This is a genomic window from Paraburkholderia sp. BR13444 (genome assembly GCF_040948755.1).
Classification (GTDB): Bacteria; Pseudomonadota; Gammaproteobacteria; order Burkholderiales; family Burkholderiaceae; genus Paraburkholderia; species Paraburkholderia youngii.
The window spans coordinates 364105-378829 of record NZ_JBFPKM010000003.1 but is presented as its reverse complement, the minus strand read 5'-3'; the positions used below and the strand labels follow the sequence as shown (position 1 = coordinate 378829).

14 protein-coding genes are annotated in these 14725 nt (G+C 59.4%); 11 read left to right on the top strand and 3 right to left on the bottom strand.

Features of this window, described 5'->3' with window-relative positions:
- Positions 1-27: 27 nt before the first annotated feature.
- Positions 28-921: a hypothetical protein gene (locus AB3X95_RS10715; protein ID WP_368621297.1), complete on the bottom strand. Its 894-nt coding sequence runs from the start codon at positions 919-921 to the stop codon at positions 28-30.
- A 225-nt stretch (positions 922-1146) separates the two neighbouring features.
- Here AB3X95_RS10715 and AB3X95_RS10710 point away from each other — a divergent pair, with 225 nt between their 5' ends.
- Positions 1147-1395: a hypothetical protein gene (locus AB3X95_RS10710; RefSeq protein ID WP_368621296.1), complete on the top strand. Its 249-nt coding sequence runs from the start codon at positions 1147-1149 to the stop codon at positions 1393-1395.
- 17 nt (positions 1396-1412) lie between these two features.
- On the opposite strand, the gene AB3X95_RS10705 is transcribed toward AB3X95_RS10710, so the two are convergent.
- The gene (locus AB3X95_RS10705) at positions 1413-2873 is read right to left on the bottom strand and encodes an acyl-CoA reductase (RefSeq protein ID WP_368621295.1); all 1461 of its coding nucleotides are present in this window, start codon (positions 2871-2873) and stop codon (positions 1413-1415) included.
- A gap of 74 nt (positions 2874-2947) precedes the next feature.
- Positions 2948-3445 (bottom strand): MarR family winged helix-turn-helix transcriptional regulator, encoded by a 498-nt coding sequence (locus AB3X95_RS10700; protein WP_368621294.1) that lies wholly within the window; start codon positions 3443-3445, stop codon positions 2948-2950.
- 162 nt (positions 3446-3607) lie between these two features.
- Here AB3X95_RS10700 and AB3X95_RS10695 point away from each other — a divergent pair, with 162 nt between their 5' ends.
- From AB3X95_RS10695 to cysN, 10 genes are all read left to right on the top strand, one after another.
- Entirely contained in the window at positions 3608-4687 is a 1080-nt protein-coding gene (locus AB3X95_RS10695; RefSeq protein ID WP_368621293.1) for a hypothetical protein, read from the top strand.
- Between the two features lie 167 nt (positions 4688-4854).
- A complete protein-coding gene (locus AB3X95_RS10690) occupies positions 4855-5673 on the top strand; it encodes an SDR family NAD(P)-dependent oxidoreductase (RefSeq protein WP_368597098.1) in 819 nt (272 codons plus the stop codon).
- A 158-nt stretch (positions 5674-5831) separates the two neighbouring features.
- The gene (locus AB3X95_RS10685; RefSeq protein ID WP_368621292.1) at positions 5832-6716 is read left to right on the top strand and encodes a MarR family transcriptional regulator; all 885 of its coding nucleotides are present in this window, start codon (positions 5832-5834) and stop codon (positions 6714-6716) included.
- 419 nt (positions 6717-7135) lie between these two features.
- On the top strand, positions 7136-8074 hold the full coding sequence (locus AB3X95_RS10680; RefSeq protein ID WP_368621291.1) for an alcohol dehydrogenase catalytic domain-containing protein: 939 nt from the start codon (positions 7136-7138) through the stop codon (positions 8072-8074).
- Entirely contained in the window at positions 8062-9228 is a 1167-nt protein-coding gene (locus AB3X95_RS10675) for a DUF1214 domain-containing protein (protein ID WP_368621290.1), read from the top strand. Before AB3X95_RS10680 ends, AB3X95_RS10675 begins: the two co-directional genes overlap by 13 nt.
- Before the next feature lie 31 nt (positions 9229-9259).
- A complete protein-coding gene (locus tag AB3X95_RS10670) occupies positions 9260-10429 on the top strand; it encodes a sulfotransferase (protein WP_368621289.1) in 1170 nt (389 codons plus the stop codon).
- Positions 10429-10938, top strand: coding sequence for a VOC family protein (locus tag AB3X95_RS10665; protein WP_368621288.1), 510 nt, complete (start codon positions 10429-10431; stop codon positions 10936-10938). The genes AB3X95_RS10670 and AB3X95_RS10665 overlap by 1 nt, the downstream gene beginning before the upstream one ends.
- Positions 10935-11708: a 3'(2'),5'-bisphosphate nucleotidase CysQ gene (locus AB3X95_RS10660; protein ID WP_368621287.1), complete on the top strand. Its 774-nt coding sequence runs from the start codon at positions 10935-10937 to the stop codon at positions 11706-11708. Before AB3X95_RS10665 ends, AB3X95_RS10660 begins: the two co-directional genes overlap by 4 nt.
- A 24-nt stretch (positions 11709-11732) precedes the next feature.
- On the top strand, positions 11733-12635 hold the full coding sequence (cysD, locus tag AB3X95_RS10655; protein ID WP_184228000.1) for a sulfate adenylyltransferase subunit CysD: 903 nt from the start codon (positions 11733-11735) through the stop codon (positions 12633-12635).
- The gene (gene cysN, locus AB3X95_RS10650) at positions 12635-14560 is read left to right on the top strand and encodes a sulfate adenylyltransferase subunit CysN (RefSeq protein WP_368621286.1); all 1926 of its coding nucleotides are present in this window, start codon (positions 12635-12637) and stop codon (positions 14558-14560) included. The genes cysD and cysN overlap by 1 nt, the downstream gene beginning before the upstream one ends.
- Positions 14561-14725 lie beyond the last annotated feature (165 nt).

Below are 14725 nucleotides of genomic sequence, written 5' to 3'. Positions count from 1 at the left end.
ATTCTGTAGATTTCTGGGGAGATAAAATCATCCGGCGGTGCGAGCCTCAGTCATGTCTGCGACCTCTCCGCGGACATAGGCGTCGATGGTTCCGGCGCAAGACAGCTTGTCGTCGCCGCCGGGCAGATCCTTGTAGCGAACGACGTCGCGAATGATGGGTGTGCGCACGCCGTCGATGCCATGACCAAACTCGACAGTGACCTTGTCGCCGCTGATGACTCCACCCCAGCGACCATCCGCCAGCAAGTCGATCATCGCGAGCCGACCTTCGACAACGCCTTTTCCATCGGGCGGATTGAGAAGTTCTTCGCCTTTGGAGTCGAGCACCAGCGGGACCAGCCACGGCGGTACGGCCCACGCCTTCGCTTCATGGAACCACGGGCAAAAGCCTGACACTTCGCCCATTCCGTAGCCGTCGTTGAAATTGGCCGAGTTGAAATTGAAGAAGCGTTCGCACTGCTGCTGGAAATCCTCGGGCAAGTTCGCGCCTTTTTTGCCGCCTCCGATACTGATGACCGTATCGGGATGAAAGTCGCCGTCGGCGATGCCGCGTTCGCGGCCGGTGGCCACGATCTGGTACAGCATGCCCAGCATGCCCATGATGAACATCGGCTCACGACGCCGGTCGAGCAATTGATCGATGAAAAGCCGGAAATCGGCTTGTACGCGCTCGCTACGTTCCCGGCTCTCGTTCTGGAACGCCTCGATTTCACTTGGCAGCGCGGTACCGTCCGCGATCGCGCGTCGCATGCGTGCCATGCGCGTCGTGTGCGCGGCACTCTGCGGTACATCGGACATGTAGTGGAGGTCGCCGGGCACCGCAATCGATTCAGCGAACTTCGCCATCCGTTCCGTGCCCGTATAAGAGCCTGAAGAAGGCGTCAACAGAAACACCGGATAACGCCGCGACGGATCGCGCATACCGCTCGCGGCCCACCGAATACCCTGGGCGAGCAGCCGCCATCCAAGTTCACGGTCGGCCTCGCTTTGGTATATGAAGGACTGCTTGCCCGACGTCCCGCTCGAACTCATCACGTAGTGTCCGTTGCGGCGCAACTCGTTGATCCAGTCATCGAGGTCGCGAATCGCGTCATATTGGAGTCCGTCGATCTTGCGTGTCGTGAGCGTTTGCAGCCACGCAGTGAGATGGCGCCATTTACCCTGCTCGATGAACGCATCCGGATAGCTTTTATATACGGCGTCGGCAAAGAGCAATGGCACGGCATCGCTGATGTTCTTCACTTCGGTAACGCCAGCCTCGCTGGCCCGCTTGTCGAGAATACGGATCTGCTGCCGTCGCTGTGCGAAGCGCTCGCCCACGGCCTGAAGCTGCATCGCGTGGAGGTTTTCGGGCGCATTCCGGAAAGGGTCGGCGACGTCCGTGAGTGGCAGTAGCTTAGAAAGGGCTTGCATCATCGAGTCCCCTGCTGATTCGGACCGGATTCCTCCGATACCCATTTCATGAATCGATGGATCGGGAACATGCCGTCATGGGGATAGCCGCCGACTCCGTCAGAAATCGACTCGCCCAGCGCCACCATGCGCTGGACACCAGCGCAGGCGAGCGCATCGCGTACCTCCGTGACCCGGTGAGGCGGATAGATCCCCACCGTCTGCGTGGCGACCGTCGCGTGCCGCGCGCCATCGCGCAGGCTTGTTACAGGAACGACGTTGACGGTCTTGCAAATGGGGTGGAAATCCACCATTTCGTCAGAACGAATGACGAGCCCCTTGCCGTCATAGCCACCGAACACGCGATAGATCGGTTCCATTTCACGCAGCACGTCCACGGCCTCGCGAATGTCGGCGGGCACGAGCGGGCCTTGGCCGTCGCCGTACCGATAGTCTTCGCCGAGTGCGAGCGCTAGTTGCGCGCAGTAGCGGTCGGCGTCGTCTTCGTCGCCTTCGACGAATTGATACCGGCTAGCATTGCACGCGTCCTGATTGAACGACAGCACATCGGCTGCGCCCGCACGCGCGACCTCGCGCAGTACTTCGTCGGATGCAAAGGCCTCGCGGCCGATCAGCGAGATCGATACCTTCGGATCGAACGCGACCAGCTCGAGCCCGGGGCCGGCATAGCGCATCACATGCCGAACCGCACTTTCCCCGCCCCACACGACGATTTTGTCGAAGTACTGCGGACGATAGAGAATCGACTCGACGTTTTCGTCGCCACCGCGCCAGTACGCGGCAGAAAACGACTGAGTAATCGGATGATCCGGGTCGATTTCGGCCATGGTGCGCAGGATTGCGGTGGCCGTGAAAAGATCGTTCGAAGGCAGCTTCAGCAGGTGAACACCCTTCGTCAGCGCCGCGCGCATGACCGTCATGGCTGCGACCATCGGCGAGTTGCCTGCGAGGATATGTACGAGGCGCGGGGGAAACGCGCGCAGACGACTCGGGCGCCCGCGCAGAGTACGTTCCACCCAACCGTCCACGAGGCGCGGGTCTCCGAGACTCACGCGCAGTTCGTCCTCGATCACTTCACGCAAGAAAAGATTGGGAATGTCGCGATAGCAGTTTTCGAGGATCCGTCGCCCGAGCGGACTGACCTTGATCATCGATTCGAGCGCGGCCTGCATCAGCGGATTGACGTCGAGGTGCAAACGCGGACCTAGTTCGACAAGAAAATCGATGATCTTCGCGACAGGAACATCGAAGGCAGGACCGGATTCAGCGCGTGGCCACACCAAATCGTCTAGTTCGATTTTAGGCGTGCAAAAGCCTTGCCCCAGATCGCGAGACACGTGTCTGATCGCGCTTCCGGCGACGGTGCGCCCGCGGTATACGTGAGGAACCAGCAGCGGTGCGAGGCTGGCATCCTGCGCCGGGTCCGCGCTTTGCTTTACGGTTGTTTCGGTATGCTCCATGAACAACTCCTTTTCAGTAGCGGGTACGCGTCGACCTGAGCGCCGACGTGGATCGATTCGGGGGATCTCGCCGCTCAACTCAAGTTTGCGATCATCCGATCGAGCAGATTCCGGGCGGCTTCAACTTCATCCACTGTGAAGCCGTGAAGTTGGCGATTGCTTGTTTCGACGATGAGCGGCAGAGTCTCGGCTAACAGCTGTCGACCATCTTCTGTCAGTGCGAGCTCGACAGAACGTCTATCGGACGTACTGCGGATCCGTTCAACCAATCCTCTTTTTTCAAGCGAATCGAGCTTGCGGGTCATGATGCTGCCGTCAGCGAGAAGTATTCGGCACAGGGCGGTAGGTGTACGAGCACGCTCGTCGAACAGCGCTTTCAAAATCCCCCACTGAATTGCAGAAAGTTTGCTCGCCGCGAGCTTCCGGTCGATTTCTGCGCCAAGCAGAAGATGAACCATGTTCATCTTGAACGCGACGCTTTCCTCTGTGCGGTACTCGCCCGGAGCAAGCGTATGCGCGAGTTCGGCGCTAGCTGGACGTCTCTGAAGTGCGGGGGATTCGAGTGGGGTCATCGATTACCTGCTAAAAAAATTTTTGCGTTTGCAAGCAACTATATGCACGTCATTCAAAATATGCAACGCACCGGGGGGTGTGGTTTTCCCCATGTTGCGACCGAAAGGCTGTCTGCGCGACGATGCGCACGCGTCTTTCATCCGCAATATTCAGGAGGAACCTTGTCTGAATCTGGTGTGGTAAGTGACATGAGGTTGCCTGTCACTGTCGGGGAAGTGACGGCGGAATGGCTTACTTCGGCGCTGGGATTCCGCTTCAGCGGCGTCGAAGTGCTCTCGTGCGAACACGTGGATGTACTGCCGGGCACGTCGACCAAGGTCCGCGTGGCTCTGGAGTACAACGACGCGGGACATGCGATGGCACTACCGTCGCGCATGATCGTGAAGGGCGGTTTCGAGGAACATAGTCCGTCGATGAAGGAGATGTATCGCAACGAAATGCGCTTCTATCGGGACGTACTGCCGTTCATAAACATGAACGCGCCGAAATGTTTTTATGCGGGCGCCGATCCTGAGGCCTGGCAGGCGGTCGTAGTGATGGAAGACCTGGTCGAGCGTAACGTTCGGTTCTGTCGTGCTCAGCAGCCGCAGGGCTACGAACAGGTGGCTTTGCGTCTGAGTGCAATGGCGCGCTATCACGCGCAAACTTGGAATAGCCGGGAGTTCGACAAGGGCGGGCGGCTTGATTGGGTTGGGGAGCGCTTTTCGGATTGGTCGTTGGAATATCAGAACCGCTACCTCGAGCCGGATGTCTGGGCGCACTACGTATCGCTGCCGAGAGGGGCTGCGGTAAGCCGGCATCTGCACGATCGCGACTGGATGGTGGCAGCGCTCGGGCGCATTGCGCGCGAACACAAGGGCAAACCGGTGTGTCTGATCCACGGCGATACGCACCTTGGAAATCTCTACGTCGAAGCTGATGGAGCGCCGGGTTTTTTCGATGCTCAGGTTAGCCGGGCGCCTTGGAGTCTCGAGGTCGCTTATCACATAGGGTGCGCGCTCGATATCGAAGACCGGCGCTCGTGGGAGCGGTCGCTACTGGAGCACTATCTTTCCCAATTGGCGATTAACGGGGTTCAGGCACCAGACTTCGACGAAGCATGGGGCGACTATCGACGCGATCTCGCATACGGATTCTTCATCTTTGCGATCAACGAAACGCGCTTCCAGACCGAGGCGGTGAACACGGCGTATGCGGCGCGCTTTGGTGCGGCATTGGTGGATCATGGCGAAGTGGGCTAGTCGATTTGATCGAAGGCCAATAATGCACCTAGGTGTTGCATTATTGGCCTGACGAGACTAAGCTCAAGCATCAGTGACGTCCTCGCGAGCGAGGGATTGAGCGCTAACGAATACCCGCTCGATCGAACGCTCCAGACGACGATCGATCTACCTCAACCGGCTACAGCATGCCCGCTCCGAAAGTCTTTCATCAACGTTTAAACGGCAAGATCGCGATCGTGACCGGCGCAGGATCGCTCGGTCAGGGTTTCGGCACGGGCAAGGCAATTGCCTGTCTTTTCGCCGCGGAGGGCGCGTCCGTCTGTCTCGTCGATCAGCAATACGAGCGGGCGGCGGAAACGCTCGCGCTGATCACGGAGGCGGGCGGCAGCGCGTTCGTCTCGACCGGCAATGTCACCGACGGTGCGGTCTGTGCGCGCATTGTCGACGAGACCGTCGAGAGGTACGGCGGCCTCGACATTCTCGTCAACAACGTCGGTATCTCGGGCGCGCCGGGGCGGTTGCAGGACGTCGACGAGGCGTCCTGGGATCGCGTGATCGACGTCAATCTGAAAAGTGCCTTTTTGATGAGCCGAAGTGCGGTGCCGAAGATCGTGGCGCGCGGAGGCGGGGCAATCGTCAACATCGGTTCGGTCGCGGGCATCCGCAGCCACGGGTCAGCCGCATACGGCTCATCGAAAGCGGGCATGGTCGGCTTTACGCGTGAACTCGCGGTGATGTACGGCCGCGATCATGTTCGTGCCAACGCGATTGCTCCGGGGCATATTTTTACGCCGATGGTCGAAAGCATGCTCAATGACAAGGCCCGCGAACGCCGCCGAAAAATCGCGCCCCTTCCGTTGGAAGGGGATGCGTGGGACGTCGCGGCCGCCGCGTTGTTTCTCTGCAGCGATGAATCGCGATTCATTACCGGCACGTGCCTACCCGTAGACGGTGGTGTGACGGAGGTCGCCGCGCTTGCGGCATACGACCTGGTTCAACAATAGCCGTCGATCTGACCAGTGTGCGCCTCGCCACGTGAAGCGTGACTATTAGCACAGAGCTTACAGGGCGTGTTTTCTGGTAACTTAGCGTGGCTGAATTGACCCGCGTGACAGGAAACGGCACCTGTAGGGCGCTGGCACGGACCGCTGAGTCGCGGTCCATGCCGATCGCCTGTTTGCTCGACAACGCGTATTTGCTGTCCGGCAAGCGGGGGTCCGAACCAATCGATAATCGCATGGTTGCTCGCAAGACCGCAGATTCGCTATTCGCCGCGTTAGCGGATGCTTCCCGACGACAACTCCTGTCTCTGCTGAATGTGGGTCCTCAAAGCGCACCCGCATTGGCGCGTGAGCTGAAAATATCGCGTGCGAGCGTGATCGAGCACCTGAACGAACTTGGCGAGGCCGGCTGGGTCGACGTCGCTTTCGGTGACGACGGCGAGGCGTCCTATTCGAAACGTCCTCAGGCAGAAGCACAATTTCTGGCCGAATGCGAGGCGTTGCAGAAGCCCGTGTGCTCAGAGGGTAGCGATGCGTTGGACGAACAGGCTGCGGCTTGGGCGCGCGAGTGGCCAGCGGAAGACCCGAATGTCTATCTGATCGGGCAACGACTCCTACGACTATCTGCTCACATCGACCGGGCGCTCAAGGAAGCCGCCGCGAGTCAGGGCCTGCTGGCAGCCGAACTGTTGCTATTGGATGCGCTTCTGGTTTCCGGTCCGCCTTACACGCAGTCTCCGACGCAACTTCAAAAACCGCTGGCAATGACGCTGGGCGGCATCACGAAGTGTGTCGGCAGGCTCGAACAGATGGGCTTGGTGGAGCGCATGCCGGACCCGGCGGATGGTCGTGGAACACTCGTACGAATGAAGTCACAGGCACGCAAAGTATTGAGGAACATCCTCCATCAGGAAGCGTACGGCACTGACTGGGTGGCATCCAGTCATATGGCGCCTGAACGGCGAGCGGCACTCTCGACTTTGTTGCGGGAACTGCATGTCTTTGCAGACGCGGAGGCCGCACGTCGGGGTGCCGAGCGCGGCTGACCTAGCTTCGGTGATCGCCATTTCGACAGCAAACCCCTAAGTCATCGCCATCGCTGCTCGCAATCAGCGCGCAACACACAAAACCCATCCTCGGCCTGCGCTCTCAGCAGACCTTCTCTCCCGTCTTTCGTTGCCATCGACGCACCGGTGGCATATGGCCAATCCCGCATAACGCTATGTTCGTGAGCGAAAGCTCAGGGGGAACACATTGGCGCGTTTGCTTCCAGTACCGTCTCGGTACAAACACCTGGACACCGCCATTTACTTTCCCAGTAAAGTATATTTCAGATGTTCGATGACGGGCAGCACATTGACGCCAAACGGAGACTCAAGCGATGAGGGCCGCATATTTCACGAAGGTAGGTTTGCCTCTAGAAGTTAGGGGTGTTGCCGATCCCACTCCAGCATCCGGAGAAGTTGTGCTGAAGATTCACCGCTGCGGTATCTGCGGATCGGATCTACACATGACGGATGGACACGCACCGCATTTCACGCTTCCAGAAAATTCGACCCTAGGTCACGAATTTGCGGGCGAGGTGGTCGCCGTAGGTAAGCGCGTTGAGAAGCTGAAGATTGGCGATGCTGTAACCGCGCTGCCGTTTGTCGGATGCGGGCATTGCGCGACCTGTCTTTCCGGGAAGCCGAACTTCTGCGCGCAATTCAAGGGCGCCGCCGCCGGCTTCGCTCAATATGCAGTGGTTGCCGAGCGCGTAACGACCCGGCTTCCGAAGACGCTGAGCATGGAGGACGGCGCACTAATCGAACCGATGGCCGTCGGCTTGCACGGAGTTGCGCTGGCGAAGCTCACGCCGGGCGCGAAAGTGCTCGTGATTGGCGCGGGTCCCGTTGGGCTGGCCGCGACGTTCTGGGCTCGCCGCCTCGGCGCTGGTCGCATTGTTGCGACCGCTTCGTCGCAGCGCCGCGAAGCGCTTGCGCGACACATGGGGGCTGACGAATTTGTGGTTCCGCAGGAGGGGCACGATCTGGCGGCGCTGGCTGCCGATGCTCTCAAGGGCCCACCAGACGTCGTGTTTGAATGCGCGGGACAGAAGGATCTGATTGCAAAGGCGATTCATTGCGTTAAGCCGCAGGGCGACGTCGTAGTGCTCGGCTTCTGCACAGTGCCGGATCAATTCATTCCAGCAGTAGCGGTATGGAAGGAAGTGCGAATTCAGTTTGCTGTCACCTACAGTATGCAAGAGTTCACTCATGTCGCGAACGTGTTCGACGCGGGCTCTGTAGAACCGCGCGCGATGATTACCGACCGCGTCTCGCTTGACGCGCTACCCGATGCATTTGAAGCACTGCGTGAACGGTCGACGCAATGCAAGGTAATGGTGAACCCATGGCTCAGCTGAAATCCTGGAGCGACTATCTCTCCCAGTTGGCTAACGCGGAGAGCTTGCTCGAATTGACCGAGACACCGCACGATCCTCAAACGCGCGCGGAGCTGTATCGGCAGTTTCAGATGAATCTCTCGCTTGCCTACTTCATCTACTTCCAATCCGATCCGCTTCATCCTGACTGGTTGCCTTTCCTTAACTCGGTCTTCATGCTGCAGCCGAATCCCGACGACACCTATTTCGTCGCACCGTTGCGAGGTGACCTGCGATATCGGCTAGTTGGAGAGCGCGGCAGCGTGCATTTGCTGACGCTGGATATCGGCCGCGGCATCATGGGTACTACCGACAAAATCCACCCTCCGCTAGGTCAGTTCGACCTGGACGACCTCGAGATCGGCGAGGACGGAAGCTTCGAAGTTCTGTTGAGCGCAGGGCGTCCCGCCGGCTATCACGGCAACTGGCTCGAGTTGCACCCCGAGGCTGACTTCGCAATGCTGCGCCAGCGCTCGTATGCGTGGGGAGCGGAACGTGACGCACGAATCGCTATCGAGTGTCTCGATGCTCCGCGGACGAAACCGCCAATGGGTCACGAGGAAATCGCGAGGCGTACCGGCGAGCTGATGGACTACGCGGAGCGTCTGTCACGCCGCTGGCTCACGCACATGCAGCAACTGCGCACGCGGATCAACGTGAACGAGTTCGAGTTTTTCGCTTTCGGTGGTGGCCTCGCGAAACAGGCGTACTGGCAAGCGATTTTCGATTTCGGTGACGACGAAGCGCTCATTCTCGAAACCGCACTGCCGCAGGCACGCCGCTATTGGAACGTGCAATTGAACGACGCTCTGTTCAACGCGCTTGACTATATCGATCACCAAAGCAGCCTCAATGGGCATCAGGCGCACGTCGACGAAGACGGCTATTTCCGCGCCGTGATTGCGCACCGTGATCCGGGTGTTGCGAACTGGCTGGATACATGCGGGGTCAATCGGGGGACCGCAATAGGCAGATGGTATGGGTGCAGTTCGGAGCCGGTTCCGACGCTCAAGCGTGTGCCGGTGTCCGAGTTGCGCAATCACTTGCCGACAGGGACTCGCTTCGTTGACGCAACCGAACGCGAGAGACTCTTGCGCGAGCGACGCATGGGTGCGCAGCTGAGACGGCGGTGGTAAGCACGATTAAGGGATCTTCAGGAGACGATAGATGTCGCCATCAAAACGATTTTCGGGTGCGGAGGATGAGCTTCATGCAGTCGCGAGTGCCGCTACTGGCTTGAGCGATTTCGGCTCCAGCGCCGAATACATGCCCGGCCTGACGCAACTTCTGAACGCTTTCGACGAGGATGGCCCGCGCTTCGCGCCAGGGGGCCGGGAATTTGCGTGGAATGCAGTTGTCGGTGCTTTGGTCTCGCGGCTGACGCTAGTGGAGGGCCTGCGCAGGCATGCCGATGTCTTGTCCCAGACTCCGCGGCGTCCGCTCGTCATCACCGGCATACCTCGGACCGGGACGACCGCATTGCACAAGCTGCTTTCGGTCGACCCGCAATTTCAGGGTTTGGAAAAGTGGCTGACCGTGTTTCCACAGCCCCGGCCGCCTCGCGACACGTGGACCAACCATGTTCAGTTCCAGGCGACCGCGGCCGGACTGGAGGCCTTTTTCAGGTCGGCGCCAGAGATGCGCGCAGCACATAACATCGTCGCCGACGAGGTCGATGAATGCCTCGAAATACTCAAGCAGGGTTTTTGCAGCAATCTGTGGGGGTCGTCCTTCCGCGTACCTCAATACGATCGCTGGTGGCGCGAGCAGAGCGAACTGCCGGCCTATCGCTACTTTGCAAAGGCGCTTAGTCTGATCGGCGCGCGCGACCCCGAAAAAACGTGGCTGCTGAAAAATCCCGGACACCTGATGCAGTTGCCCGCACTATTCGAGGTTTTTCCCGACGCATGCGTGGTCCAGACACATCGGAATCCCGTGGAGGCGCTGCCTTCGCTCGCGAGCGTGCTGGCGATGGCGCGTCGAATTTCCGAGGGCGAGCAAGTCGACAGGCACGAGATCGGCGCGCGCGAACTCGATAATTGGGCGTGGGCCAGCGAAGCAGCAATGGCGGCGCGCGCGTCCTTGCCGAAGAAGCAGTTCCTCGATATCAGCCAAGCCGACCTTCACGCCGATCCGATTGGTACGATGCGGCGGATTTACGGTCACTTCGGCTTTCAACTGACCGAGGAAACGATGGAAGCAATGCGCCGGCGAGTTGAGCAGAGCCCTGAACGCGCTCATGGTGTGCATAAATATACCCAAGCCGAATTCGGCCTTGCACCCGAGGCGATCCGGGAGCGATTCTCCCGCTACATGACTACCTATGGACTGCAATGATGAGCACGCTGTCACTTTCTCCGTTTTCCGGCTTTCTGCAGATCGCGTACGTCACCACCGACGTGGACAAGGCAATTGACCACTTTTGCAGGGAACAGAATGTGCAGACGTGGGCGCGCTTGCCCGGCATTGAAATCGAGTCGATCGCCGGGCACTACTGCAAGCTGAACATCGCGCTAGCATTCGTCGGATCGGTTCAGCTTGAACTGATCGAGCCGTTATCCGGCGACGACCGTGTGTATCGTGATGCGCTGCCGCGAGACGGATTCGCGATTCGCCATCACCACATCGCGCAGTTGATCGATAGCGAAGCGGCGTTCGAAACGCAGCGTAGCGAAATGGCTGCCGCGGGCCTGCCCATCGTCATCGACGGCCAGTCGCCCGGGTCCGCCCGGTACTTCTACACAGATCACCGGGCAACGCTGGGTCACTATATCGAGCACATCTGGTACACACCAGCGGGTCTCGCCGCGATGGAACAGGTGCCTCGCAATGGAGCGGTTCAATGAACACGGCTGGCACCGTGCATTCGGTTGACGACGATCACCGCCTGGCCGTGCACATTGCTACGGCGGCCGGAGCTGCCTTGAACGCGATACGCGCGTCGGCGGTCCTTGCGGGCAAACCACTGGGAGCAGCGGGCGATGCCACGGCAAACGAGCTGATCACGCACATTCTCGCTCACACCAGACCGGCAGACGGCTTCCTTTCGGAAGAGTCCGCACCGGATCCAAAGCGGCTAGCCCTCGATCGTGTATGGATCATCGACCCGCTCGATGGCACGCGCGAGTATGGCGAATGCCTCGAGCGGCGCGACGACTGGGCGGTCCATGTCGCACTGACGGTTTGCGGCGAGCCGCGCGCTTGTGCTGTCGCGCTTCCGGCTCGTGGCGTCACGTTCGGAACTTTATCGCCGCCTGAGTTGCCCCCAGCGCCTGAGGGGCGTCTAAAAATTCTCGTGAGCCGTTCCCGCGCCCCCGAACTGGCACTACGGGTTGCCCAGCGCTTGAATGCCGAACTCGTGCCGATGGGTTCGGCAGGCGCAAAGGCAATGGCAGTGCTGCGTGGCGAGGCGCACGCATATCTTCATGCCGGCGGGCAATATGAATGGGATTCGTGCGCTCCGGTAGGGGTCGCGCTTGCGGCCGGACTTCATGCGAGCCGCATCGACGGTAGTCCATGCATCTATAACGGGTCGGACGTTTCGATGCCCGATCTGCTCATATGTCGAGCGGAGATCGCCGAACTGATGCTGGCCGCCATCGCAGCCGCGCAGTGAATCGCCTTTGTAAAAGGATTTGCCATGCCCACATTGACTCACCTGCGGCGGCTCGAAGCCGAGAGCATTCATATCATGCGAGAAGTCGTCGCTGAGTCACAGCGCCCTGTGATGCTTTACTCGATCGGCAAGGACAGCGCCTGCATGCTCCATCTGGCAAAAAAGGCGTTTTACCCGGCGCCGCCCCCGTTTCCGCTCCTGCATGTCGATACCACCTGGAAGTTTCGCGACATGTACACGATGCGCGACCGGATGGCTCGCGAGGCCGGAATGGAGCTAATCGTCCACCAGAATCCGGAAGCGAAAGAACTTGGAATCAATCCGTTCGATCATGGTTCGCAGGTTCACACCGACATGTGGAAGACACAGGGCCTGAAGCAGGCGCTCGATAAGTACGGCTTCGACGCCGCTTTGGGGGGCGCTCGCAGGGACGAAGAGAAATCGCGTGCGAAGGAGCGAATTTTTTCATTCCGTACCGCCACCCATCAATGGGACCCGAAGAGTCAACGACCCGAACTGTGGCGCCTTTATAACGCGCGCAAGAACCATGGCGAGTCGATCCGCGTGTTTCCCATCTCAAACTGGACCGAGCTGGACATCTGGCAGTACATCTACCTCGAGAACATCCCGATCGTGCCGCTATATTTCGCCGCGCGGCGACCCGTAGTGAATCGGGGCGGCACGCTGGTGATGGTGGACGACGACCGCATGCCGCTTTCGCGGCACGAAAAGGCAGAGCACAGAATGGTGCGTTTTCGCACGCTGGGTTGCTATCCGCTGACCGGTGCGGTCGAGTCGAACGCCACGACATTGCCGCAGATCATTCAGGAAATGCTCTTGACGACGACCTCCGAGCGCCAGGGTCGGGTGATCGATCACGACGGCGCCGCATCGATGGAGAGAAAGAAACAGGAGGGGTACTTTTAATGGCACACGTCTCTGACCTGATCGGGACCGATATCGAACGGTACCTGAAGCAGCACGAAAGAAAGAGCCTTCTGCGTTTCATCACATGCGGGAGCGTGGATGACGGCAAGAGCACGTTGATTGGCCGTTTGCTCTATGAATCCAGGATGCTATTCGAGGATCAGCTTGCCGCGCTCGAAGCCGATTCGAAGAAGGTCGGTACGCGTGGTGGGGAAATAGACTACGCGCTGCTGCTCGACGGTCTGGCTGCCGAGCGCGAGCAGGGCATCACCATCGACGTCGCCTACCGGTTTTTCTCGACGGACCGCCGCAAGTTCATTGTTGCCGATACGCCCGGGCATGAGCAGTACACCCGCAATATGATAACGGGGGCTTCCACGGCGGATCTCGCCATCATCCTCGTCGATTCACGCAAAGGCTTGTTGCAGCAAACGCGACGGCATAGCTATCTCGTGTCGTTGATCGGCATTCGCAACGTGGTTCTTGCGGTGAACAAGATGGACCTGGTCGATTACTCCCGTGAGCGGTTCGACGAAATTTCGCGCGAGTATTGCGAATTTGCAAAAAAAATCGGTATATCCGATGTGACGGCAATTCCGATTTCGGGCGTATATGGCGACAACGTTGTTGAAAGGAGCACAAAGACGCCATGGTACGACGGGCCGTCCTTGATGCATCACCTCGATACTGTCGAGATCGACGAAGCCCGTTTGCAGACCCTGCCATTGCGTTTCCCGGTGCAGTGGGTCAACCGCCCGAACCTTGATTTCCGTGGGTTTGCAGGAACTATTGCGTCCGGTGTCGTACGCGTCGGACAGCGTGTGCAAGTTCAGCCGTCAGGGCGGGAAACCACCGTCGCAAGAATCGTGACGGCCGATGGAGAGCTCGACGAGGCCTTCGCGGAGCAGTCGGTGACGCTTCTGCTCGCCGACGAAGTGGATGTCTCTCGTGGCGATCTGATTTCAGCGGCCGATTCGCCAGCGCAGGTTGCCGACCAGTTCGAAGCAACGCTCGTATGGATGAGCGATCAACCCATGCTCCGTGGACGCAGCTACCTGCTGAAGATCGGCACTCGGACCGTCACGGCGACGATATTGCCGCTGAAATACAAGCTCAATGTCGAGACGCTCGATCACGTCGCCGCTGAGACTCTCGCGTTGAACGAAATCGGCGTCGCCGAACTGGAGTTCGACCGTCCGATCGCTTTCGATCCATACGAGCGGGACCACGAGACGGGCGGTTTCATCGTTATCGACCGCATGACCAATAGCACGGTCGGTGCGGGTATGCTGCGCTTCGCACTGCGCCGTGCGACCAATATTCGCTGGCAGACGCTGGAAGTCGACAAACATGCGCGACGGACCCTCAATGGGCATCAGAGCGGCGTCGTCTGGCTGACAGGCCTTTCTGGTGCGGGTAAATCGACGATTGCGAATCTGCTCGAGAAACGCTTGCATGCAATGGGCAAGCGAACCTATCTGCTCGATGGGGACAATGTTCGGCATGGATTGAACAAGGATCTCGGCTTCACGGCCGAAGACCGCGTCGAAAATATCCGGCGCATTGCCGAGGTGGCGAAATTGATGGCCGACGCCGGCGTGATCGTCATTACCGCATTCATTTCGCCGTTTCGTGCGGAGCGCGCACTGGCGCGCGAGCTCATGGAGGAGGGTGAATTCATCGAGGTCTTCATCGACACGCCATTGGAAGTGGCTGAGCAGCGCGATCCGAAAGGACTCTACAAGAAAGCGCGTCGCGGAGAGTTGAAGAACTTCACTGGCATCGATTCACCCTACGAGGCGCCGGTGAAGCCCGAAATCCACATCAATACCACGACCAGTTCTGCCGAGGTTGCTGTAGAGACGATCTTCCAGAAGTTGCAGACCGCGGGATTCCTTGACGTGTCGAGGGGATCGCCGCTCTGAGACGTCGCGGGGCGGCGTGCCTCGCGCGTCTTGCGTTCATATTGTTATACGCCATTCATTTATATATACTCCCTGCTGTCGACCATGGGAGACGCAGAGCGCAATTCCCGTGTTGACATCGCCCACTCGGGCGACAGTCCAACAGGTATCGGGACGTTTCGACGC